Genomic DNA, 24,956 nt, shown 5'->3' with positions numbered 1-24,956 from the left:
CTCATCGACAGTACACTCTCTCTTTAGAGGCGCTGCGGCCGATTAGTTTACTTTATCCTCAGCGGGTTGTCTTTCTACTAAGGAGGCATTTTCTGAAAAAGCCTCATTTTGAGCGATTTCCGCCAAGCCAACCGAGATAGGTTTCTTCACCTCAACACCCAATTGCTTAAAGCTTTCGGCCTGACGAATCACGTTACCACGACCAGTCACCAGCTTATTCATGGCACCTTGGTAGCTTTGGTTAGCTCTATCAAGTGAACTGCCAAGACCTTCCATATCATCCACAAACAAGCGCAGCTTGTCGTAAAGTTTGCTCGCCCGCTCTGCAATGATTTGTGCATTCTGGTTCTGTCTTTCGTTGCGCCACAAGTTATCAATGGTACGCAGTGCCACCAGCAAGGTCGTAGGGCTGACCAATATAATGTTTTGTTCCATCGCGTCTTTGACCAAACTAGGGTCAGCTTGAATCGCGACTTGAAACGCAGGCTCTACCGGAATAAACATCAATACATAATCAAGGCTCTGTATGCCTTTGAGCTGATGATAATCCTTCTGGCTCAAGCCTTTAATATGCGCTCGCAGTGAAGCTAAATGATCACGCAGTGCTGCGTCGCGTTGTTGATCGGTCTCAGCGTTGAAGTAGCGCTCAAATGCCACCAAAGCCATTTTCGAATCGACCACCACCTGCTTATCTTGTGGCAAATGCACGATCACATCGGGTTGGTAACGCTTGCCGGCATCGTTTTGCAGGTTCACCTGCGTTTGATATTCATGGCCTTCTCGTAAGCCAGAATCCGCCAACACGCGAGCCAGCACCACTTCGCCCCAGTTCCCCTGCTGTTTGTTATCGCCCTTTAGTGCTTGGGTCAGGTTAACCGCTTCACGCGTCATGCTCTCATTGAGGCGCTGCAGGTTTTTAAGCTCATGCACTAAGGTGTGACGCTCTTTGGCTTCTTGACTGAAGCTATCATTAACCTGCTTCTTAAAGCCCTCTAACTGCTCTCTCAGCGGTGATAACAAACCCTCTAGGCTTTGCTTGTTCTGTTGATCGACCTTAGCGGTTTTGCTCTCAAACAGTTGATTCGCTAACAGTTCAAACTGCTGCTTCAATCGGGACTCTGCCTGCTCTAACAGCTGCAGTTTTTCACTGTTGGCGAGATTTTCTTGGTCGTGCCTAGCTTCTTGCTCGCGAAGCTCAGCCTCCAACTCAGACTTATGCTCCTTAAGAACATTGATATCATCGGCATACTGCTGACGCTCTTGCTTCACCGCTTCAAAATAGCGCAGCTTCTCCATCGCAGCCATCACCTTGCCATGCGCCTGCTTAAGTTCAAATGCCGCTTTGTCTCGATCATCATCCAACTCATTGAGCTCTTGTTGTGCCTCTGCGAGTGAAGATTTGAGCTGAGATTGTTGTGACTCATGCAGCAAACGGTCGGACTCTAATTGCTGTTCAAGAAGTCGCTGCTGAAAAGAGAACTTCTGTTTGATCCACCAACCCACGACACCGCCGCTGACGAGCGCGCCGGAAATAGCAGCAATAAGCGTTGCCTGATGTTCGATAATCCATTGCATGATAATGATTTAGCCTAATTGGAAATAACTCATTAAAGGGTATTTTGATACTGGATAAATGTCCAGTTTGCCGTATTAAAATTCGACAGATAGACTAAGCGCTCCGTATTCTGCCCCATCAAATTAGAATGAGTTGCTATGAACGAACGTCGTGCCTTGGGCTTTGGCCTTGCTGCGGTATTACTGTGGTCAACAGTCGCTACTGCTTTTAAGCTGACCCTTGCTGAGTTTTCACCGATTCAAATGCTGACCATCGCCAGCATTGTGTCGTCGATTGCGCTGATCGCAGTCTGCGCGTTTCAAGGCAAGCTTTCTCAGCTGAGTACCACGTTTCTTTCAAACCCTTGGTATTACTTACTGCTCGGTTTGGTTAACCCACTGGCCTATTACCTGATTCTATTCAAAGCCTACGACCTGCTGCCTGCATCTCAAGCTCAAGCCATTAACTACAGCTGGGCTATCACGCTAACCTTAATGGCTGCGGTGTTTCTGGGACAAAAGATTCGTAAACAAGATTGGATTGCGTGTACCTTCAGCTATGCGGGTGTGGTAGTCATTGCAACCAAAGGTGATGTATTAGGCATGCAGTTCGATAGCCCACTCGGTGTGGCACTGGCGCTGCTTTCAACCTTGCTTTGGGCGGGCTACTGGATTCTCAATACCAAAAACAAGGCTGACCCTGTGGTGGGTGTATTACTTGGGTTCTTAGTGGCATTGCCCTTCGCGATCGGTTTAACCGTTTACGAAGGCGAGAGTTTTAGCCAAATCACAGCGAAAGGTTGGATGGCTGTGACTTATGTTGGCCTGTTCGAGATGGGCATTACCTTTGTCTTGTGGCTATCAGCACTCAAGCTAACCAACAATACGGCACGTATCAGCAACCTAATTTTTGCCTCACCGTTTATTTCGCTAATGCTACTTTCAACCATCATTGGCGAAGAGATTCACCCAGCGACACTGTTTGGCTTACTGCTAATCATTGCTGGTTTGGTGATTCAACAGATCAAGTTTTCAAAGAAAAACCCTACGTAAATAAGAGCTAAAAGACTCGATTGAGCACGAAAAGCTATCGATATAGTCTAATTTTCTTAATTAGATGTTAGATACAAAAATGGCGAGTCATATGACTCGCCATTTTTCTGTAAGATAACATTAAGTTGTAAGTCTCAATGTTCGATATTCAACCGTTGTTTTTCATATCAAATTTGGACTTAAATATCATGAAAAACAAGATCATAAATATAAAATCATTTACGCCATAAATTGTGTAAAACACGCCAGCCATCGTATCCGCTTCATATACTGGTGATAGCGTATTATTGGAAAGCCAATTCACCCAAACAACCACATAAACCAACTTTTCAATAAAGAAAGCACCAGCAAGATATTTGATGTTCGCATTGATTGTTGCAGCCCCAAGGTACGCAAAACCCCAAACGACGATCATAATCAGTCCAAAGTTGGACATTACTACGGGATCGGCTTCGTTAATGGCACTATTCGTAAAAAAGCGTGAAAACAGTAAAACAGCACCAACATTCATCGCTCCTGCTGCCAATAGAATGCTTTTTACTTTTGTCTGATTCATTGCAAACCCCTCATTTAAATAATTAAAACATCAATCACTTATAATCTTTATCATTTGTGACGAAGTCATTCTTTCTACTGACTGAAAATGTTCTAAATGAATAAACTTAGCCAGTGCCATCGCCAGTGTGCTTGTTTAGGAACAATAAAGTTTGTACACTAAATTAAATGATGGAGTAATAAAGTTTGTACACTATTTCGATTTCAACATCAGTTTACTCTCTATCATCTCCCAACATAACTTGATACACCGAAATTGCGTCCTTTTCTTTAAGCTCTGGCATCACATTTAATGCTCCCCACACAGAGTCGCCTAGCTCTGCTATCAGCCTCCCCTGCATCACAATTCTTGATAAGGTATAACTATTCTCACAAAGGTACCGAAGTGAAATTTTTTCAGGGTCAACTAAACGAAGTTTTTTAGTTCCATTGAGGAAGCAGTTACTTTTTCTACAGCTTTCACAGTCCATTCCTTTATTTTTGGCAAAAACTTCCTTCAATCGTCCTTGCTTTCTTGGTCCTAGATCTAACCAAACTAAGGTTACATTTTCAGCAAAGAACTCATTTAGCTTTTCAGCTTCAAATGAGGAGCACATCAGATACACCCCAGCAAAATCTCTTCGATAGTCAAACTCATACATTTTTTGGTATTTATGCAAGTATTGCCCAGATACTTTCTCAGAAAAGGTTCTCAATTCAGGTTCTTTAAACGTATGATAATTTTCCCAAATCCATTCGGCAAACCTTTTCATAAGGCAACCTGGGGCAAATTTTATAGTAAAGAAATACTTATCTTTCGTATCCCAAGTATCATGGATTTTAAAACTCTGACTCCTAGATCTTGTTGAGGTATGTTGAGCGCCACTAGCTTTCAAAGGATACCTAAACCCTTTACCTCTAAGCAGTTTTCTTACTGCTTTGAGTGATTTGTTGAATCCCATTTCAGGGAGCCGTTCTAAAGGCTGATCATGGATCAAGCATTTATCAGAGACACTCCAAAAGTGACGAAAATACCCGTACCCTACTTGCTCAATTGCCTCTTTAATACAAGGCAAACAATACCTTATATCAAGATTAGATTGGTCCCTCATTCTTGCTTTTCGGCCACTAAAAAAAATCGGCTCTATTTGGGAGGTATAGGTTGTCGGGTTATCAAATAACAAATTACCTTTGCCATTTATAGATAACTCCATGTCAATAAACTCCAATAACAAATGATCTGGATTTTTATGGAACGCGTGCTCATAATTTTTCTGGATAAAAGGTCTGTTCACCCAACAACCAGAATTACCGATAACCCCAACGGGTTTAGCACTGGGATCGTAAGCCCACAGTGTTCTTAATAACGTGCTATGAAGAGACTCATCATTAGGAACCTGCCTACGCAACATTTCTGCTAATTCAAAATCAAAAGTATCACTCATTAAAGTACAACTCTACCATCCCATATAAGCGGGCTTTCACTTTTAACTAAAGGAAAAACTAATCATTTCTTATTGTTGCTTGTTTTCTTCTGCTCGTTGGACCGCTTCATACATTTCTAGCTTCAACACCTCAGAGTACTCATCCTCATACAGGATAGAACTGATAATCTTATGTAATAATTCCTTGCTTATAACATTGTCGGCGACCCAAACTGCAATGTTTTCCATTTCCCGAACGAAATGCTGCACCATGTAGTCAAACCCGTTGAGCTCTAGAAAGTAGGCTCCAAGTGCAAGTGAAGAGCGCTTGTTCCCATCAGTAAAGGCGTGATTTTTATTAATTGAGAATACCAAGTGTGTAAGTTTGTCTTCAATTTCTGGGTAGTACATGTCGTTTTGAATATGCTCCAATGGACTTTCCAAAAGACCAATGTCTTTCGTACCAGCTTTCCCTCCAGCATTATCAATTATCCAGTCATGTGTTTTGACAGCATACAATACATCAAAATAAAAAAATCTTGGTTGAATCTCTCCGGTCATATCAACGATCCTTCAACCGTTTGAATACATCTAATGTATCTGGATCACTGAGCTGTTCCTCTAGAGACTTACTTTTCTCACCAAGGAAACGCTCAAAGTCAGCTTCTGGAACCGATTTAATATAGGCTTCCAGTTTTTCATGCAAAGCATCTCTAAAGCACAAGTCTCTGCTGGCCATTTTTGTTCTGGCATCGGTTATCAGCGGTTTAAATAGTGGATGCTGCTCGAAGCTGGCGAATAACAGCTCTGCCTCTTTCTGCGCCAATGGACGGCCCAGACTGACGCTCTGGCGCTCGAGCTCGTGAGCAATACCAGATTCAAAGCTGGCAATAAGCGTGAGCACTTCAGAGTACATGGTTTCACGGATCTTATCCTTTTCAGCCAGCTTTAGTATTTTCTTATACTCCGATGCATTTTCATGGAAAATGCTTTGGTAGATCAGGTTAGTAAAGCGGCCATACTTCCACTGATTGCCGTCTACATATTTGTCCAAGGCGTCGGTAAACTGTTTGCGGTAGTTTTCCTCTTGGAACGCCGCCATCAAGTAGTCTTGATCGCGCTGGTTGATGAACTTGGTGTGACCCCCTGCGCGTTCTGCGAGTACATCAATTACAATATCAAGTACACGAGAGCGTAGTTCTTTGGCGCGTTCACTGTCAGTGAGCAGCATTCCCAGATTTAAAATAGCGCGAAAAGTAAAAACCCCTAACACCGTAGTTTTGGTACCCTCACTGATGAGGGTACCAACAGCTATCTCTTTGAATTGCTTTAGCTTCGCACCTCTTAGTAAGGTGTAACCATTTGCTTTTAGCTCATCTCCGTGTGAAGACAAGTAACGTTCTACAGTGGCGTCGCTGATATCGAACAGCTCTATCACCTGTTGTTTGGTAAATACCGTTTCACCGTCAAACGCCACACCACCTAGAGCAAGGTGTTGCTCAGCTTTTTGCAAGGCGTAACGATTATTTAGAATATTTTGTCTATCATGCAAAGACTCTGTGAGATCTTTAGCCATGCTGAGTCTCCTTTGATTCAGTGCTTGGTTTTACTGTTACTTGGCCGTTCATTAGCATTGGAAGAAGCCAGTCTCGCAAGGAGATTAGCTGTTCATTCTCACTCTCTCTTTTGGCTACGGATAAAGCAATAGGCTCTACAAATTCTGAAAACTTTTTAGCTACGGAGTCGGAAGGAATGATTACATTTATATCTTCCAGAAAGCTTTTACTTAATTCAACTTGACCTGTTGAACCATTCGCAGCTACTTCAATTACTGGTTGGTATCGCATTAGTTTCCAAGCAAGATATCGTGGGCAAACCTTATCAGGATTGGCTCGAACGATTGACACATGAGAATCAACCGTTGTTTTCATTTCAGCTAAACGCTTAACATAAGCAACACGACCAAGTGTACCTACACCCGTTGAGTTAACTAATACATCGAAAGGTTTTAAAAGGCGTTCATCATTATCGTCCATGATTGCTTGATGCCTTCTAGAATCTTCAAATGAAATTTTCTGATTACGGATGCATTTTTGGTTAAGAACTTGTGTTCCACTTTCTTCGGTGTACTTAGGTGAAATACCTCTACGTATCAATGAAGTGATTTCTACTAGCTTATTAACTTTCCAATCCTGAGGAATTTCCCGCTTCAAGGTATCGTTGTAAACCATCTTTCCGCCAGAAGCTTTATAGGGTTTTCCATTCGCATCAGGGAAATCAAACTGCACGAACCAGTAGTCATAAAGCGTTTTCGCCATCGCTTCGAGTTCAGAGTTGATGCGGTTGTTGAGTTCGATTTTATCCTCAATAACAAAAAGAACATCCGCGATCTTTTCTTGCTCTTCTTTCTTTGGACCATTGAACGGTATGCTGGCAAGAATACCTGTGTTCAAATTAGGCATTGTCGCCCCGACCGCTTGGTGGACAATCCAGTTCTGAATTGTTGGTGTGCTGAGGTAATGAGTTAGAAATCTAGAATCAAATTTATCACCAGGGCGAAGTAACAGGCAGCCAGTACCACAGAAATACCCATCTTCTTTTTCCCTTATCAAGGCTTTGAGTGTTACATCTCCTCTACGGCTATACACAATATCGTCTTTCTTGACGATATACTTCGAAAGCCGATTAGCATCACCTTCAGTTATGTAAGCTATATCCGAAAGGTCGACTCTGTTGCTCTTCATATTTGCAGGCATAATGCATGGAATTCCTTCCTGAACATAGTCAGCAGCATGAAGTTGGCTTCCAAAAGGACCTGTGTGGATCTTACCTCCGCCAGCTTTTACTAAATTGCCAAGATTATCACTGAGGATGTTATTCATATTTCAAGCCCGTCAACTGCTTTTTAATCTCTACTTCTAGCTCACGTGATTGTTTAAACAAACTGTCCAAATTACTGCTAAAGCCCTGCACTTTTTCCGCAAACTGCTCTGCGGTAATATCTGCGTATTCAATTTTAACTTCGAAGTACTGTCCGGCACTGAGGCTGTAATTCTTCTCTGTGATATCGTCATAGCTGACTGCAACAGAGAAGTCTTCTTCGGTCCACTTGTTGTTGAATACATCAATGATTTGCTGTTCTTCTTCTGGTGTTAGAACCGTCTTCTGATTCTTACCTTCTTTGACCTTTTGGCCCAAGTTTGATGCATCAACCAGCACTACTTTGTCTTTGTTATTGTCATCAATAAACAGAATGGAGACGTTGGTACCTGTAGTCGCGAAGATATTGGATGGCATGGAGACAACACCCACCAGCATCTTGTTATCCACCAGGTACTGACGGATCTTTTTATCAATGCCAGATTGAGCGGTAATAAACCCTGTTGGCAATACCACCGCTGCTTTTCCACCTGGTTTTAATGAGTAAATAATGTGCTGCAAGAACAATTGGTAGATTTCCATTTTGTCCTTGGCTTTGGCTTTGATTTTTGGAATACCAGCAAAAAAGCGATCTTTGTTTTCTTTGCTGTCCAACTCATCACGAAAATCACTGAAATCCAGCTTAAATGGTGGGTTAGAGACAATGTAATCAAATTTGCGTAGCTCACCATTTTCCTTGTGGTGTGGATGACGAAGAGTGTCGCCTTCAATCACGTTAGGAATTGAATGCACCAAGTTGTTCAAAATCAGGTTCAAACGCAGTAGGTTTGATGACTTCTTCGAAATATCCTGCGTGTAGATGCTACAACGCGTTTCACCGATAGCATGGGCGACGTTCATAAGCAGGGTGCCAGAGCCCGCTGACGGGTCATAACAGCTCACATTGCGCACGGTGCCTTGCTGGTCTTCAGGCACCAAAATTGCGGCCATAATGCGTGCTACCGCATGAGGGGTGTAGTACTCGGCATATTTGCCGCCTGAGTTGCTGTTGTAGTCTTTGATCAGGTATTCAAAGATGGTGGCGTAGAAATCAAATTTTTGGTTAAAGATACGCTCAAAACTGAACTCAATCAGTTTGTTGATGATCGCTTTGCAGAAAGCATCACGCTTGGAAACGGTCACGTTCTCGCTGATGCGGGTAAACAGTTGTACTTTCTCGCCTGTGTCCGTCATTACCGCAAACACATCGTTATTGCTGATGGCAATGTCCATCAAAGTATCATCAAACAGCTGAGCAAACCCAGGCTTGTCCTGCTGGTTGAACAAGTGACTGATGAAATGATGTGGTTTGAGACGAGCAGTGTCAGCACCCATCTGGATCTGGAGCATCTCTAGATCCTCTTCACTCATTTCAATCAGCGCTTCTTCCCATTTTGCTGCACTAGCGATTTTTTCATCTATTTTCTTTGCTTCATAGGCGAACTTATCGTTCAGGAACTTGTACAAAAAAACCTGAGTGATGATCTCAAATTCCCCGGTACTGTTGCCTAACCCATTGGTTGCACAGATGCTTTTCAGACTATCGATAAGGGCTTTTGTTTTTTCTCTAAATTCGAGTTCGACCATGGTTTGTGTACTGCCTTAGTTTGTGTTCTTACCAGGATTGGCTACCTGTATTAAATTCTTTTAAATATTCTGCTACGACAAGGTGGTTTACATAACGTACCGCTTCCGCATTCAAGGGAATGCTCTGTTGTTTGATAAAGCGGTTATGAACCTTTGGTAGCAGATGCCGCGCAAAATAGCTTTCGTTATCAAGAACGGACGTGTTGTCGAGTACCTGGCTATCGGCGTCTTCTTTGACTCCGAGTAGGGCCTCAAAAATCTTTCTTTCAGAGTCTGTAATATCGCGTTGTTCTTGTTGGCGCTCGTATACACGCTTGTGTAAACGTGCGTATTTGGAGTCACCTAGGTACTTTTGACGCAATTGGTTGTTTTGTCGGTTCAACTCTTTCACTCGTTGGTGAATTTTATTGAGTGCATCGATGTTGGCGACCATTTCATCTTGTGTTACTTCACTGAGGTTCTTTTTCTTAAACAATCGCTCTAGCTCATCTTTCAGATTGATGAACCTCGGGTCTTGTTGGTCAAAGTTACTTGCCAGCGCTTCCCGTGTTTGGCGCAGTGTATTCTTCAACTGGTCAGCCAAAACCAGCTCTTCTTCACCGATCTTAACAAACTTGAAGATGACATCTTCTAAGGCTCGGTGAAGCAGGTGTGTGGTGTCAGTGCCTTGTTCAAGATCTTGTTTGAGGTTGAGCAAGTCCAAATGATTGCTAGTTTCGCGGTAAAGCACGTTTAGCTTGGCAAAATCCAGTTCATCAAGGAAGTCGTACTCACCTTGCAGGCGAATAAGGTTATACAGGCTTCGTGCATCAGCTAGGGCATTTTTAAGTGCTAAGACAGTTTCTCTGTCTTGTATCTGGCTGATTTGATCACAGAAGGTCTCCATGTTGTCGATATCAAAACGGAACAAAACATCTTTAATGTGTTCTATCTCTTGTTTGATCTCTTCCTGTGATTTGAATAGCTTGGAGTAGCTTTCGATTTCATCGCCCAGCTCTGACTGTAATTCGTCAAAGTAAGCTTTGTTAGTCGCGTCAAATTCTTTACGGATATCTGCAAAATCAACCACATAGCCATAACGGAAATCTTTGTATGTGCGGTTGACGCGTGTTAATGCTTGTAGCAAGTTATGTTTTCGGATCACGCGGCCAAGGTAGAGTTTCTTCAATCGTTTAGCATCGAAGCCTGTTAGTAGCATGTTGTAAACAAACAGTAAGTCGATTTTTCCTGCTTTGAAATCTTCAACCCAATCTTTGCGTTCTTGTTTTGTGCCGACATCATGCAAAATCAGCGCAGCATTGCTCACTTTGTGGGCTTGCTTGGCTGGCTCCATGCTCGCCGTTTGAACGTAAGTTGGGATCGGTTCTGCTACCGATGTTGCTTGCTGAAGTTCTTCGCTGTCACTGCTGAATAGGGGCTTTGAGGCGTACACAGCATTAAACAGCTCAAACATTTTCTTTGCTTGGTCTGAGCTATCGCAAATGATCATACCACCTATGGTTGCGTCATTTAGCGTGCCGCGACTCTTTTCAAAGTCGCTGATGATGTAGTCCAGCATTGGCTCAACAAAACTTTGATGGGCGTATATTTCTTTGCGGTCTACATCGCCCATTTTTACTTCAGCTTCTTCCAGCGCTTGCTGAAGCGTCATTTTGTAATTGGTCGCGATCTCTTCACGAATTAAGCGCAGGGTATAACCGTCGGCAATTGAAGCATTGTAGTAATACTTGTGAATGTAATCGCCAAAAAGAGCTCGTGAGTTATAGTCTTCACCAAGTAAAGGCGTACCAGTCAAACCTATCTTGATAGCATTGGTGTCAGACTGAGTCAGGTTGGCCAGGAAGCTACCTTTCGGGTTGTAACTGCGATGGACCTCATCCAGGAAGTAAACACGTTGTATGGTGACGTTATAGTCTTGCGTTGAAATAACGTCGGGGTCATCTTTAAACTTCTGAATGTTGACGACGGTTATTTCGGCTTTGCCTGAGTGGTTGTGAATCACTTGTGTGGCTTTGATGTCACGCGTGAACGCTTCGCGGGAGTTTATGGTATGAACAATCAAGCCGCGTGCAGTGAACTCTCGCTGTGCTTGTTGCAGCAAGTCTAGTCTATCGACGATGAAGTAGAACTTTGGAATGATTTCTCGTTTTTGGAAGTAATCCGTTAAGAACCCAACGTTGTAATAGGTTAATGCGGTTTTACCACTTCCTTGGGTATGCCAAATAATCCCTTTACGAACCCCTTCGTTTAGCTTTCTCTCAATAGCTTTGGTCGCAAACATTTGTGGGTAACGCATGATGTGCTTGTGCAGGCCATCACTCTCTGATACGTAGACCAATGCATAGCGTAGAACAAAGGACAAACGCTCTTTGCTGAGCAAAGAGGTACAGATTCGGTTGGTTGGGCGGCTAGGTTCTTTGTTACTCAAAAACTCAGGGTTGCTGCGGATCACTTCTAAGTGGTTGTCTTTGAGTACTGCCAGTTCTTGCTCATCAGTCAGTGGTTTTAAAAGCGCAGTAAGATCTAACACCTCTTCTTCACGAAAGTAGTTAAATACTGGCTTGTCATATGAACTGCTCGCGTAAAATGCACCTTGTACTGGCTCTGGATCGCCATCGACATAATCCATGTTATTGGAAAAAAGCATGAACTGAGTGATGTTAGCAAAGCGCTTGAATTTCGGGTTTTGAAAACGTTTATTGATGCGTTCTCTTTCCGCGATGATACCGTCTCGGTTGTTAGGCTTTTTCACCTCAATAAACACCAACGGCATGCCGTTGATTAACAAGATAATGTCAGGACGAAATTCATCGTCGCCGTTTTTGTAGGTGAGCTCAGTAACGACATGGAAGCTGTTGTTGGAAAAGTTCTCAAAATCGATCAGCTTAGTGCCAGATCGAGCCTTCAACTTATTGAAAAAAGCTCGGCCTAAGTCTTCGTTATCCAGAGAGAGTTTCACTTCTTCGAGCAAACGGGCAACATCATCAGGTGTCATGTCAGGATTTATACGGCTGACCGCTGAGGAAAATGATTCCGGGAAGATATTTGTATCCTTGTCCCAGTGTGTTCCTTTCAGGGATAGGTACTCATAACCCAAACGCATAAGATGTAGGATCGTTGGTATTTTTACTCGTGAATCTTCTGTGAAGCTCATATCAATCCTTCGTTATTGTTTTTATTGACCATTCTCTGGTGACTGTTCTAAGAGCTCACCAACTTGACAATTAAATAGCACGCACAATTTGTCGATGGCTTCTAAGTCCACCTTTTGTGCGGTTTCTTTGTACAAAAGTGTCACTGTGTTGCGGCTTAAACCCGTTTCACGAATGACATCCGCTATTCTTAATTTTCGCTCTCCCATCAAACGGGCGAGGTGGCATTTGATCATGTGTTCCTATCCATACAGACATTCTGAACGTAAGCGAAAATATAACAGAAACGCCAGCCAGTGGCTAAAAATTAGAGTTAAAATGAAATTATTTAAGTAGAGAGAAAATAAGCGCGAGAGTAATCAAATCAGTCTCGCTCTTGGATTCAGATAAGGCTTAATAGGCTTAGGTAATACGAATTCAAGCCATTCAGGTTCATGATGATACAGCCAGTAAAACGCTGCGTTACAATCTCGCTTTATCTCTTTTCTAATCCTTAACGGGTTATTGTGTCGGTATCGAAGTATCAGGCATTTGTAGCGTCGCCGTTTCGATTCATGCTTACACCGCTTTCTCCACTCAACCAACCCAGTTAAGCTAGAAATCAACATTTCGACACTTCCTGTCGATATTGATAAGCGTCGGGCGATCTCAGAACGATGGAAACCTCTCCATGCAAGTGTAATAACGTGCTCTCTAACCGATGATTTTAGTTTCGTGGGGTCAAACAGACTCTCCATCCCAAAAGCATACGCCACGGACTTTACATAGGTGCGACTCTTTCCTGTTTGCTTGCTTATCGATGAAATTGATAGCCCTTGCTTTAGGAGTACCAAACATTCTTGCTCTACATTAGGGGGACTATCGGCAATATGCTCACTGATTATTTCTGGTGTTTTCTTAGTCCTTCGCCGCTTCGATAACCAGTATTCAAAAATTAAGTACTTAAAAATATGCTGTGAATACTGGTTATAGAGCAAATTAGTAATGTACTTAAAATCCGATTCAGATGATGGTAGAACATTTGAAGATAGATAATGCAATTGGCTTGTAAACGCATAAAAGTCAGAGAGTAACTTTATCCTGCGGATGCGACCACTCTTGGTCACATAGCCAAGATTCGATAATTTGTCTGAGTAACTAGCCGACCTAAATGTAGAAATATTGTTTGATTGTTCTCGAAGTACCTGCCGAGAAAACTGCGCTAAATGAAAGCTTTCATCGCTACTTTCTTGATACTCGGTTTCAAAAGAAGAAGGATACCCAACTGCTAACTTTAATCGTTTAGGAAGACAAACATGCACTAGTTGCTGCTGATGATCACAACAAGATTCGATAGCAGGTATTTGATGAACTCGGTGCCAATAAGCCACACCAAATTGCCTGATATCTTCCTGAACACACACAGGGCACATTTTGAGGGTGAGTTGTGCATGTTCTCTCACGCATGAAAGCTGGCTTAACCTAATAGCAGTGTAATTGTCCGTTGACGATATAGCTTCTGATAATTTGGCTTTGTAGTGCGGATAATAGTGCATAAACAACGGAGCAAGAGTTTGATCTCTAAGCAGGTCGTCCTTGCTCTCTCTGAAAAGACTTGAAAGCGAGCTTAAGCCAGCAGTAAGTATCGGGTTAATGCTTGCTCTATGATCTCCGTATACTCTGTGTAAGAGTTCAGGTATCGGAACAGCGAACAAACAGCAATATCTAATCAGTCGACTAAATAACAACTCATCAGGTAAAGCATCTGGCAAACGCATATCGCCCCCTTTATTTAACCCTACATTCTAAACTTAACCAAAAGTCTCAAGTGGGTCATCGCACAATACCCCTGATGCTCTAAGGCTTTCAAGAGGATCACTTTCTTGAGATGCTTTCTGAATAAGAGAGGTATCCAACACCCTATAAATCAAATCTTCGGCTAAACTGACCTCAGTTAATACATCAGCAAACTCTGGATGGTGTGGGCGAGTTAGATCTCCAGGTATTGTTACCGTTTTAGATTTGGTGTTGATGGCTTCTTTCGATGAACTATCTTCACTCCGATGGTTGTTCAGTTCAGCGTTACCATCTTTTCGATTTCTTTTTAGGATAGAAATCGCGTGTTTCTTTCTCATTTCTTCTGTGAGCTTTTTCGTGGCCCGTATAGCAATACTTGCTCCAAGATCAAGAACCTCTTCAGTAATCCTCTCGTCTGAAGAACCAATAACTGCCTTTTGAGCTGAATAATAAATTCGAACAGCCAAATCCATATTGCCAGCAGACAGTGAGTAAAGTTTATTGTTCAAACTTGGGGTCAACGGCGTTTCAACATTCGTCCACTGTAAACACCAAAGTTCATCCACGAACAATTCCCACTCATCATCATTCTTCATTAGTTCTACATCGAAATAGCCACTACTTTCCGCTCGTCGCGCTGATTTAAAACTCTTGCTGAGAAGCTCATCAAACGGAGGGTTTGCACAGAAAAGTATCGGAATACCTAAATTGTTAACTAAGTTATGTAAAAAACCTAAAAGTCGATCGGCACCGCCTGCTTTAGCAAGGTTTAGATTTTGCATTTCATCAATAACCAAAATCCCGAGGAAATTTGACTTCATTTTCGATTCAATTTGTTGAAGTAAAAGAGCTATCGTTCCCGCAGGTTTTGTTGGAGGTTGTCCTAATTTTTCATCGATTTGCTCTAATATACGATGGCAAAGACCTTTAACACTCGAATCATCTGGACAATCGACTTTTATCCACACAACTTGCGGTATTGCTAACACTTTGTTCTGGTAATAGCGGTGTTCTATAACGTCAGGAAAACAGTTTAGTACCTGTTCAAGCATGCAGGTTTTACCTACTCCGCTTTCACCAATTATTGTTATTCCACTACCTTTAGGTTTAAAAAAGCCTGTTCGGGGTTCAACATCAGGTCGATTATCCAAAGAATAATGTAGATAGTTCATTGTTGTGGGAGATAAAGGATTTTTTGCTGAATATCCCTCTTTGATTGCCATTTCTATGGCCCTAAAGACATCAAAATAGAGCGGCAGTGGCTGCCTCAACGTTTTTAATCGGGTGAGATAGTCCCATCTTTCAATTGCCTCGAACGTTGTTTCCTCAATGAGCCTCTCTGGATAATTACTCAGCTTAATAACTAACTCATCATCCTCAACCTTAGGTGGCAAAGCTTCAATCAAAGGATTACCACGATGCTCGGGTAATATCGCTTCATGGTAAATGGCATCTTCACACCTCATTATCGTTGGCCTTTTTTCGCTTGAGCAATGAAATTACTTTTTTCTTCTTGTCATCAAGATGTCCACTGGGTATATCTGATTCCATATCAGGCTTAGCTTGATGAAATGGGGGTTCTCCGTCCTCAATCCTCTGTGCAAGAATAGCCTCCCTTCTCCTTGCTTTCATACCCCTTGTTCTCTCAGATTTTGAACTCAGCGATGGAGCCAATGCCGCTTCTTCTTTTGCAGTTTCGACAACCTGATTTCTTCTCTGGTGACGCTCTATCGATTTCGATGTTGGCTTAGCTTTGTTTTTTTCCAACTTAATCCAGTCTTCAAAATACAGGATGTCTGCCTGATGCCTATGAGCAAAATTAGCCGACTCCTTCATCAGGTAACATCGAGTAAAGCCACTAACTTCCTCAAGCCTGACAAATATGAAACTTGAATTATCATGATCAACTAAAGCATCTAGTTGCCATGAACCATTATTTCTCGCGATTACTTTCCAAGTATCAAAATCAGCATGTTCTGACTCATAATACATTTGATCGTTTAGCCGAATTCCTTTGCCTGTCATGGTCACTTTTACTGTTGGTAATAGGCGAGAACGAATATGAGCCTCGTCAGCTCGAATTAAAGCATGACGCTGCGCTTTAACATGTATATTCCAATAGTTTAGAGGGGTTGGAGAAAGCCCTGACTCAATAAGCAATGTACTTTGCTTGGCTAAATCTTTAAAAATTGAACTGTTGTGCTCTAAAACTTCATCAATAAGGAGCTTGGTTATTTCTCTGAGCGTAAAAGTAGCATCTAATCTTGGGTCTCTATCACTTCTGATGTAATGCCGTCCTTTCGTCGTCCCTAGCAGCTCATGGACTAACTTCTCGTTCAATATATTGAAACGATGTTCGACTATGCCTTTCAATTCCGCCCTGTATGGTGGAGCAATACTCAAATGGCCAATCAATGGCACAGCGAGATTTTCGGCATCCTGACAAATAAACTCTCCTCGATCACAAAGCAATCGTTGAGGTATGTGGTTACAAGGCCAATCAGCTTCTTCTATTTCAATGCCAAATTCTGCGCAATACTCTTTCTTAGAGGTAAAGCTGTTGATTAAAGCCTGCCGACCAGCCCTCCAAGAAGCGTATTCCATGGAGACATGCAGCCCGACAATCATTCGACTTTCTTTATCAACCACACAATAAACGGTTGGTCTCCCCAATACATGATGTCTCTGAAAGTAGGATACTATATGCACATCCAAAACTGTTGCATCCAATTCAAAGCAACTGCCAGGAACTTCTGTATGATCGGTAGCAGAACCTTTTAAACCTCGCTTATTGCGGTCAAAGTCACCCTGATTTGTTTGTTTACGTATTAAAATTTGCGCTGGAACTAGTTTTTTTGCCCAATAAACAAACGCTCGGTAATTAGGTACTAAAGCTTCTCGTGACTCAGATTCAGCAGCAATTAACTCCTCTGCATAATATTCTTTGAGCATTTTGTCGTATACACGACTGAACTTGACTTTTTCACCTTTGAGTCCAAACTCCTTCATCGCCTTAAGAAACAAAATCTTATCGTGCTCAGTGGTATTAACACCTTCAGGGACTTCAATACTTGGACTGGAGAGTTGTATCGGAGAGCCACGCTTTGCTGCACCAGCTACTCTTGATTTACCTCTACCCCCAGAGTTCTTATAGCTCGGTAAGAGTGCATTTCGTTCTTGGCCATACTTCCAGTAGAGATTTAGTGCTCTATATATATTCTGCACATATGTGTTGTTCGCCTTTGCGTGCTGAGAAACCAAAGCACTGCGAGGTTGGTCAACTAGATTGAACAAAAAATCAGAAGAAGAAACTAAGTCTACGATCAGTGAGTATTTCTCATTTCTTTTGGCGAGATGACTTTCTGAAATATCATCTTCAAATTGCAATTGGTAATAAGGCAATTCATACAGACTTTGCTGAGCTTTACCGACTTTGATTGCCCCACTAAAAAGATCAAAAGCTAGTTTGATTGGCCGTTGCAAAGCCTTTGATTCGACCAAAGGAAATAAGATGATAATGCGGTTCTCTGTATGCTGCTGTAAAACTCGGTATAGTCCATCACTGAGACCATCCAAGCTTTCAATTTTCCAAACACTATTTAGATCAACTTGCTGCATGTTGCCTTGAATTTCCATCTATCTTAATTTCCATGATTTCAATCATCCCTGATAGGACGATAGGGCGAGACAGGTCAACTGTTACTTCTTTGTCAGCCAACAGAGACTTTAACAACACCAAGGCATCATCTTGCGAAATGCCAAGTTCATGAGAAAATGTTTCACAAATCTCATTCAATTGCATCGTTCCGATCGTCAACAAACGTTTGGCCACATCTCTAAATTCATTCGGTGTTGATGAGTACTTCTTGCGTTTAGCGTCTGTAATCCATTGAATATTCCTGGACTTAATCTGATTAAGCTCCGATAGGCAAAATATGTGGAAAGGAACGCCAAGCAATTCCCACCATACTCGCTCTACATCTAGCTTTTCGGCTGTTCTGTTGTCAGATAACTTTTCTCTTGGTTTAACACATACAGCTTCATACCAAACCCTTTGGCCATCACTACAGGTTAATAGGAAGTCGGTGGTCATGATGACAGGATCTTTGGTGATAGGGTGTTTAGGGTGCTCAATATCAAGTGATTTAGAAATTTTTAATGAGAGGGATAGAGGAAGCAAAGGAAACTGCTCCCGAATATCTATAACTGAGTCAGAAAACTCAGCCAAATAGAAAAAACACGACTCTTGTTCAGATAAAGTGTGGTGAGTCCTACCTGATTTTATTCCTTCAATCTTACCGCTATGACCATGAGATTTAACATCTTGAACTCTTATCCAAGGCGTGTAATTGGCCCCTTCACCTAAGCCATAACTCTGTTTCAAAGCTCGCTTAAAGTCAGCGAGCTTTTCAAGTTTTCTTCGTCCAGCCACAACATATACTCAATCTAATTCGATGCAGTATATTATAGCCTAGTGTACAAACTTTATTATTCCAAAATGGAACTTTGTACAAACTTAATCGACAGTGTACAAACTTTATTGTTCCTAAACAGTGCTATACGTTTTGGCCTGCAACCCACCCAGACGACCACGTCCATTGGAAGTTATAGCCCCCTAACCAACCCGTTACGTCCATTACTTCACCGATGAAATAGAGGCCAGACACACTCTTACACTCCATGGTTTTCGAAGATAGGTGATCAGTATCCACTCCGCCTAGAGTCACTTCGGCAGTTCGATAACCTTCAGTGCCATTTGGTGCAATTTTCCAGTTCTCTAGGTGCTCAACGATGCCACTAAGCTGCTTTTCATTGAACTGTTTAAGCGGCTTGTCTTCAAGCTCTTTACGATCAATCAGCACTTCCACAAAACGCTTTGGTAGTGCTTTTGCCAAGGTATTTTTCAGGCTCTGATTTGGGTGTTTCTCGCGAGAATTTTCAAGCAACTCAGCAACGTCTACTTCAGGTACTAGGTTGATAGAAACCGATTGACCCGCTTTCCAGAATGAAGAGATTTGCAGTACCGAAGGACCAGATAAGCCGCGGTGAGTAAACAGCAACGCTTCTTTAAATAAAGTGCCGTCTTGCGCTGTGATCTCAGCAGGAATTGCGATACCAGAAAGCTCAGCGAAAGCTTCTTTGTCTTCTTTATGGAGCGTGAATGGTACTAGCCCCGCCGTAGTCGGCATTACAGACAAACCAAACTGCTCCGCAATCTTATAGCCAAATGGCGTTGCGCCTAGCTTAGGCATAGACAAACCGCCTGTCGCTACAACGAGTGAGTCACACTCAACTTCGTCGGTATTGAGGTGCATCTTGAAGCCTGCGTCTGTTTTTTCGATGGAGTGAACATCACAACGGTAGCGCTGTTCAACTTTCGCTTGCTTACACTCGTCAAGCAGCATGCTCACGATGTCTTTTGCTGTGTGGTCATTCACACAGAACAACTGGCCGTGATCGCGCTCTTCGAACTCAATGCCGTACTTGCTCACCATCGAGATAAAATCCCAGTTGGTGTATTGAGATAAAGCTGACTTCACGAAGTGAGGGTTGTTACACAGGAAGTTGTTGGCTGAAACATCATAGTTAGTAAAGTTACAACGACCGCCACCTGAGATTAAAATTTTTCTGCCTGGTTTCTTTGCATGATCAACCACCAGCACTCGTCGCCCGCGTTTGCCCGCTTCCGCAGCACACATTAAGCCAGCGGCGCCCGCACCAATTACGATTACATCAAATTTTTCACTCATGTGGTTCTGCTTTTCTTCACTTGTGCAGCCCGAGTACGCCCTGTTCTCGAAATGCCATCAATAAAAAAGGATGTGCATAAACAGCACATCCTTACTAATTGCTCGCTATTTTAGCGGCAATTTTAAACTTTGCAATTGATGTTCAATTGTACAATTCACAGACATAAGCAAGCCACTGTTTGGTTTGGCTTAGCGAACCAACAACCGAAGCTTTACACCAAAAACCTAAGCTCTACTTCAATCGTACTAAATGACTTAGACGATGAAAGAAGACAGCAACGTTACACCTAACAGAGCAGAAGAGAGTATGAATAACTGCCTTACACGATCGCACTTCGACGTAAAAACTTCGTCGTGATGGTGGTGATACTCTTTGCTTTTGATGTAACTAAACAGGCGAACCTGTTTGGTCATATTGCCATGGGTTGTGAAGAAACCACCTCCATCTACTTGTTGATATAGTAGAGGGTGTGCTTCTCGCATAATATAAATGAGTGTTCTTAGCGCAGTAAAGTAACGCGCCCAGTTCACACAAGTCACAACCATTAGTGCAAATAGAATAGTGTCGCCGCTGATCATCCTTTCCTCCTTACATCTTCATAAGAAAACTCAAAAGAAAAAGATAATCAGTGTCTTTCTCGTACTACCTAAACGGCAGGAGCTTCCATAATTGAAGATGAACCATCTTTTGCCAATTGCGCTAAGTCTTTATCAATAAAGAACAATGCTTTACCGTCTTCACCAACAAGCTCTAGCTTATCCAATACACCTTTAAACAACTTCTCTTCTTCGTGTTGCTCTGCAACGTACCATTGCAGGAAGTTAAAGGTTGAGTAATCTTGTGTGCTGAAAGCAACGTGAGCCAGTTTGTTGATCTTTTGAGTAATCATTTGCTCATGTTCGTAAGTTTCACGGAACACAGCCCCAAGGCTATCAAATTCATGTTTTGGCGCTTCAATCGCACCTAAAATTGGCATTGCACCTGTCTCACTTACGTAAGTAAAAAGACGCTGCATGTGTTCCATTTCTTCGACTGCATGAACACGCAGAAACTCTGCTGCACCTTCAAATCCTTTGTCTTCACACCAAGCACTCATTTGTAAGTATAGGTTGGATGAGAAAAATTCTAGATTAATTTGATCATTCAGTTGCTCTACCATAGTTTTTGATAGCATTTAAGACTCCTAATTACATCTTCAGTTTTCTCTACTATATCACTATTTTATGAATATCTCGCAGGCCATTAGTTAACCAATATTTCGAGCAAACATTACGCAAGACAGTGGATATGAGATCACTTCAGCAAAAAAAGGCATTGCATAGTGCTAGTCTTTAGTTAGGCAATGAATAGAAGAGGTAGCGATATGAGTTACAAACATATTTTGGTCGCAGTCGATTTATCAGATGACAGCAAATTACTTGTGGATAAAGCAGTAGCATTGGCTAAGCCATTGGAAGCCAAAGTCTCTTTTATCCATATCGATATTAATTATGCAGAGCTCTATACCGGCCTTATTGATATCAACATGGCAGAAACCCAGCACAACGCGATGGAAGCATCTCGAGTTCAGCTACAAAATTTTGCAGAACACGCTCAATACCCAATTACCCACACCTTAGTGGGCAGCGGCGACCTGAGTCATGAACTGTGTGACACCATCAATGAATTCAATGTTGATTTAGTGGTTTGTGGGCACCATCAAGACTTCTGGAGCAAATTGCTCTCTTCAACACGACAACTGATCAATGCCTCGCCGGTTGATATGCTGGTCGTGCCTCTAAGAGATTCAGAAGACTAATGAATTAAGGTTAGGTAACATACAGCTCATATCTTATTAACGAAGTTTTTATATGAGCTATTTAGCTAGTGTTACCCTCTTATGGGCCTTCTCTTTTAGCCTGATCGGCGTTTACCTTGCTGGTCAGGTTGATTCTTGGTTCTCTGTATTAATGCGTGTTGCCCTTGCTGGCATTGTATTTCTTCCTTTCCTGAAGTTTCGAGGTATCTCGCGTAAGCTGATCGCTAAGTTGATGACGATTGGTGGTATCCAGCTTGGGCTGATGTACTGCTTCTATTACCAATCTTTCTTGCTGCTATCCGTTCCTGAAGTCCTTCTGTTTACCGTTTTTACCCCAATTTACGTCACACTTATTTATGACTTCCTCAAAGGACAATTCTCTCCGTGGTATTTAGTGACAGCGGCGATTGCTGTATTGGGCGCTGTATTCATTAAATTCGCGGGTATCAACGAAAACTTTTTAGTCGGTTTCCTCGTAGTCCAAGGTGCAAACCTGTGCTTTGCTATCGGCCAAGTTGCTTACAAAATAGTGATGGAGAAGGAATCGACAGAGTTACCTCAGCGCACAGTATTTGGTTACTTCTATTTGGGTGCGTTATGCGTCGCTTCGGTTGCTTTCATACTCTTAGGTAACCCTGAGAAGTTGCCAACGACCACGCTTCAATGGGGCATCCTGATTTACCTTGGCTTGATTGCTTCGGGGCTAGGTTACTTTATGTGGAATAAAGGTGCATGCATGGTGAATGCTGGGGCACTGGCTGTAATGAACAACGCCTTAGTTCCAGCCGGCCTTGTAGTGAACATCCTGATTTGGAACAGAGACGTCGACTTGGTTCGATTGGCCATTGGCGGCGCGGTTATCTTGTTCTCTCTGTTCGTCAACGAGACATGGGTGAAAAAGCGTGTTGCGAGATCCACAAGCAACGCCTAACCGCTTTCACTGAGCTTAGTTAACTAAACTAAACTAAGCTAAATGAACAGAGCTAAATGAATTGGCTCGGATAACCCCAAAAAGCAAAAGAGCGACCTTAGGTCGCTCTTTTTAAATCATCGTTGTAGCAATAAGTTATCCGTACCAGTTTCAGTGAATGTGACTATGGCTCACTACCTGAGTCTTGGTTTCAGTGAAAGCGACGTCATCAAGTTGTAGGTTGATACGTTCAAGGTGACTTTCCAGTTTTTGACTTTTCTTAAACAGCTTTTGCTGCTTCTTAATCATCTTCGCGAGTTTTTTGTTGTACTTCTCTTGTTTTTTGGCCGCTTTCTTCGCTCGCTTGAGGTCGGCTTTTTCATCACCACTCGCATTAGCGATTCGTTTTTTCAGTTTGGCTTTTTTCTGTGGTGCTTTTTTATCTACAACATCAGCGGCAATATCAGCAACGGCTGGATCGAACATTTGAACAACAGGTTCAAGAGTCTCGTTGATTTCAGCAAGTGATAGCTCGGGTACAGGTAATGTTTCCGCTAACAGGCCGCATGCGGCTTTTTCTTCAACGGGTTTATTTTGACAACCAAGAGGTGGAATTGCGGTTGGTTTGCATAGGTTAGCTTGATCCGCCGAAGAACGCGCACAAGAACGACACACAAACTTAGGTTCAGTAACCAAGCTGTGGATCTCTCCTAGGTGTTCAGTGATATCTCGACGGTTTAACTTACAAAAGCGTTTAGCCATGCTACAACTCCAGCTAAGAATAATAATGATTCTTAGTTAGATATACATCCGTAACGCGACTATCGCAAGTGTTAAATGGTGATTTATCGTATTTATGACGGAAAATTTTCTTAGTGTGTCTCTAAGTCATTGATGCTTTCACATACACATCAAAGCGGTTCTTTTTAGTTTCGATTGCCATGCTCGGTTTTTGCTCGTCTAACCATGCTGCGTAATCCGGTCTTTTGACCACAACGCGCTTAGTTGCCAGCTTCATCGCAGGCTCAAACAAGCCATCGGCATCCAGGTCGGCGCCAACCAAAGATTGGAATACTCGCATCTCTTTCTTAACCAAAGCCGACTTCTTCTTGTTCTCTGGGTGTGGGTACATAGGATCGAGGTACACCACATCAGGCTGTTCGAAGTTAGGGTCGTTGCTAAGTTTATCCAGCGCATCGTGACTTGAAGCGTGAATCAACTTCATACGTTCGCTAACCCAACCGCCGATATCTGGGTCTTTTTTTGCTCTCTGCAGGCCGTCATCCAATAATGCAGCCACAACTGGATGTCGCTCTACCATCTGCACTTTACAGCCCAACGAAGCCAATACAAATGCGTCACGCCCTAAGCCTGCTGTACCATCAAGAATAGTTGGCGTTGCGCCTTTGTTTAGACCTGCCGCCTTAGCAATTGCCTGACCTTTACCACCACCAAACTTACGTCTGTGACCGACTGCGCCTCCGACTAAATCAACAAAAATAGCGCCAAGCTTAGGTTCATCGACTTTACGTAGCTCAAGTCGCTCGCGAGTCAGCACCAAAGCAAACTCGCTACTTTCATCATGAGATAAATTCCAACGGGTCGCTAAGTCATTTAAATGATCGATTTGGGTAGCATCTTCGCAAATCAGTTGTAGTTGCAAGGTCGTCTCCAACAGACAGTAGTATTCAAAACAAAAGAGGCAACCAGTTTACCTGATTGCCTCAACAATACATATTAGCGGTGAAAAGTATTCCCAGCTCGGTCGGCTTACCTAAACCAATTACTCTATCTCTCGTTCTTGCCTTAACTCTTCAACAAGCTCAGCCAGTGGCTTCGGTCGACCAATAACATAGCCCTGAGCATAGTTAACACCGAGTTCAATTAACTTATCGAGAATCTGAGTATTTTCAACAAATTCAGCCACTGTGTGCTTGCCCATCTGCTTCGCTAAATCATTGATCGAACGAACCATCACATAGTCCATCTCGTTAACATCAATATCACGCACAAACAGGCCATCAATTTTCACAATATCAACGGGTAATGCCTTCAGATATCCGAATGACGACAAGCCTGAACCAAAATCATCCAGAGCAATCAAACAGCCGAGCTCTTTAATTCGAGTAAAGAAGTTGATTGCCTGCTTCATATTACTCATGGCGGCCGTTTCAGTGATCTCTAAACAAATCTTATGGCAAGGCACTGATGAGTTCGCCAAACTTTCAATCAAGAATTCAACAAACTCTCGGTTACCCATCGAGTGACCAGAAAGGTTTATCGAACACATCCCCAAATCATCAACGAGATGTGGGCGTTGCTCCAACCAATTCAACGTCTGACTGACGACTTGGCGATCAATCAAATGCGCGATGTTATAGCGCTCGGAAGCTGGCATGAAGATCCCCGGTGAAATGTACTCACCTTGGACGTTCTTGATCCGCACCAGTATCTCAAAGTGCATTTTGTTGCTATTTTCCTCTAGGCCAAGAATACGT

General features: G+C 42.6%; 22 protein-coding genes. 3 read left to right on the top strand and 19 right to left on the bottom strand.

All coding sequences use genetic code 11. The annotated features are described in order from the left end of the window. Nucleotides 1-42 precede the first annotated feature (42 nt). Nucleotides 43-1,575: a DNA recombination protein RmuC gene (gene rmuC / locus ACED42_RS03855; protein WP_017103438.1), complete on the bottom strand. Its 1,533-nt coding sequence runs from the start codon at nt 1,573-1,575 to the stop codon at nt 43-45. Nucleotides 1,576-1,713: 138 nt separating this feature from the next. Between rmuC and ACED42_RS03850 the strand changes: the two genes are divergently transcribed. Next, entirely contained in the window at nt 1,714-2,607 is an 894-nt protein-coding gene (locus ACED42_RS03850) for a DMT family transporter (RefSeq protein ID WP_371701481.1), read from the top strand. A 148-nt stretch (nt 2,608-2,755) separates the two neighbouring features. On the opposite strand, the gene ACED42_RS03845 is transcribed toward ACED42_RS03850, so the two are convergent. The 15 genes from ACED42_RS03845 to ftnA all read right to left on the bottom strand — a co-directional run bounded on the left by ACED42_RS03845 (nt 2,756) and on the right by ftnA (nt 20,924). Continuing rightward, a complete protein-coding gene (locus tag ACED42_RS03845; RefSeq protein ID WP_371701480.1) occupies nt 2,756-3,163 on the bottom strand; it encodes a hypothetical protein in 408 nt (135 codons plus the stop codon). Between the two features lie 214 nt (nt 3,164-3,377). Continuing rightward, nucleotides 3,378-4,586 (bottom strand): hypothetical protein, encoded by a 1,209-nt coding sequence (locus ACED42_RS03840; RefSeq protein ID WP_371701478.1) that lies wholly within the window; start codon nt 4,584-4,586, stop codon nt 3,378-3,380. 69 nt (nt 4,587-4,655) lie between these two features. Continuing rightward, the gene (locus ACED42_RS03835) at nt 4,656-5,126 is read right to left on the bottom strand and encodes a type II toxin-antitoxin system death-on-curing family toxin (protein WP_371701476.1); all 471 of its coding nucleotides are present in this window, start codon (nt 5,124-5,126) and stop codon (nt 4,656-4,658) included. A 1-nt stretch (nt 5,127) separates the two neighbouring features. After that, nucleotides 5,128-6,141 (bottom strand): DNA-binding protein, encoded by a 1,014-nt coding sequence (locus ACED42_RS03830; RefSeq protein WP_371701474.1) that lies wholly within the window; start codon nt 6,139-6,141, stop codon nt 5,128-5,130. After that, nucleotides 6,134-7,447 carry a restriction endonuclease subunit S gene (locus ACED42_RS03825; RefSeq protein ID WP_371701472.1) on the bottom strand — a complete coding sequence of 438 codons (1,314 nt, stop codon included), beginning with the start codon at nt 7,445-7,447 and terminating at the stop codon, nt 6,134-6,136. Before ACED42_RS03825 ends, ACED42_RS03830 begins: the two co-directional genes overlap by 8 nt. After that, nucleotides 7,440-9,071, bottom strand: a complete 1,632-nt coding sequence (locus ACED42_RS03820) for a class I SAM-dependent DNA methyltransferase (RefSeq protein WP_371701470.1) — start codon at nt 9,069-9,071, stop codon at nt 7,440-7,442. The genes ACED42_RS03825 and ACED42_RS03820 overlap by 8 nt, the downstream gene beginning before the upstream one ends. A 28-nt stretch (nt 9,072-9,099) precedes the next feature. Beyond that, on the bottom strand, nt 9,100-12,225 hold the full coding sequence (locus ACED42_RS03815) for a type I restriction endonuclease subunit R (protein WP_371701468.1): 3,126 nt from the start codon (nt 12,223-12,225) through the stop codon (nt 9,100-9,102). A gap of 21 nt (nt 12,226-12,246) precedes the next feature. Continuing rightward, nucleotides 12,247-12,459 (bottom strand): helix-turn-helix domain-containing protein, encoded by a 213-nt coding sequence (locus tag ACED42_RS03810; protein ID WP_371701466.1) that lies wholly within the window; start codon nt 12,457-12,459, stop codon nt 12,247-12,249. A gap of 123 nt (nt 12,460-12,582) precedes the next feature. Continuing rightward, complete coding sequence (locus ACED42_RS03805) at nt 12,583-13,980, bottom strand: TnsD family Tn7-like transposition protein (protein WP_371701464.1); 1,398 nt, start codon at nt 13,978-13,980, stop codon at nt 12,583-12,585. Between the two features lie 33 nt (nt 13,981-14,013). Beyond that, a complete protein-coding gene (locus ACED42_RS03800; RefSeq protein WP_371701463.1) occupies nt 14,014-15,465 on the bottom strand; it encodes an ATP-binding protein in 1,452 nt (483 codons plus the stop codon). Beyond that, a complete protein-coding gene (locus ACED42_RS03795) occupies nt 15,455-17,635 on the bottom strand; it encodes a transposase (protein ID WP_371701461.1) in 2,181 nt (726 codons plus the stop codon). The genes ACED42_RS03800 and ACED42_RS03795 overlap by 11 nt, the downstream gene beginning before the upstream one ends. Next, nucleotides 17,604-18,383, bottom strand: coding sequence for a TnsA endonuclease N-terminal domain-containing protein (locus ACED42_RS03790; RefSeq protein WP_371701459.1), 780 nt, complete (start codon nt 18,381-18,383; stop codon nt 17,604-17,606). The genes ACED42_RS03795 and ACED42_RS03790 overlap by 32 nt, the downstream gene beginning before the upstream one ends. A 172-nt stretch (nt 18,384-18,555) precedes the next feature. Further along, nucleotides 18,556-19,749: an NAD(P)/FAD-dependent oxidoreductase gene (locus ACED42_RS03785; protein ID WP_135445063.1), complete on the bottom strand. Its 1,194-nt coding sequence runs from the start codon at nt 19,747-19,749 to the stop codon at nt 18,556-18,558. A gap of 255 nt (nt 19,750-20,004) precedes the next feature. Continuing rightward, nucleotides 20,005-20,328 carry a universal stress protein UspB gene (gene uspB, locus ACED42_RS03780; RefSeq protein WP_009848060.1) on the bottom strand — a complete coding sequence of 108 codons (324 nt, stop codon included), beginning with the start codon at nt 20,326-20,328 and terminating at the stop codon, nt 20,005-20,007. A 68-nt stretch (nt 20,329-20,396) separates the two neighbouring features. Next, the gene (gene ftnA / locus ACED42_RS03775; protein WP_004735556.1) at nt 20,397-20,924 is read right to left on the bottom strand and encodes a non-heme ferritin; all 528 of its coding nucleotides are present in this window, start codon (nt 20,922-20,924) and stop codon (nt 20,397-20,399) included. A gap of 189 nt (nt 20,925-21,113) precedes the next feature. On the opposite strand from ftnA, the gene uspA reads away from it, so the two are divergent. Together uspA and ACED42_RS03765 are read left to right on the top strand one after the other, a co-directional pair. Further along, complete coding sequence (gene uspA, locus ACED42_RS03770) at nt 21,114-21,548, top strand: universal stress protein UspA (RefSeq protein ID WP_009848061.1); 435 nt, start codon at nt 21,114-21,116, stop codon at nt 21,546-21,548. A gap of 52 nt (nt 21,549-21,600) precedes the next feature. Next, complete coding sequence (locus ACED42_RS03765; RefSeq protein ID WP_371701457.1) at nt 21,601-22,479, top strand: carboxylate/amino acid/amine transporter; 879 nt, start codon at nt 21,601-21,603, stop codon at nt 22,477-22,479. Between the two features lie 150 nt (nt 22,480-22,629). On the opposite strand, the gene ACED42_RS03760 is transcribed toward ACED42_RS03765, so the two are convergent. The 3 genes from ACED42_RS03760 to ACED42_RS03750 all read right to left on the bottom strand — a co-directional run. Next, nucleotides 22,630-23,220, bottom strand: coding sequence for a hypothetical protein (locus ACED42_RS03760; protein WP_371701455.1), 591 nt, complete (start codon nt 23,218-23,220; stop codon nt 22,630-22,632). A 121-nt stretch (nt 23,221-23,341) separates the two neighbouring features. After that, entirely contained in the window at nt 23,342-24,121 is a 780-nt protein-coding gene (locus ACED42_RS03755; protein ID WP_017099236.1) for a class I SAM-dependent methyltransferase, read from the bottom strand. Nucleotides 24,122-24,241: 120 nt separating this feature from the next. Continuing rightward, a partial coding sequence (locus ACED42_RS03750; protein ID WP_371701453.1) for an EAL domain-containing protein occupies nt 24,242-24,956 on the bottom strand: 715 nt, incomplete at its 5' end.

Origin of the sequence: Vibrio sp. FF145 (genome assembly GCF_041439075.1) — a bacterium.
Taxonomy (GTDB): Bacteria; Pseudomonadota; Gammaproteobacteria; order Enterobacterales; family Vibrionaceae; genus Vibrio; species Vibrio tasmaniensis_A.
This window is presented reverse-complemented; position numbering and strand designations above follow the sequence as displayed.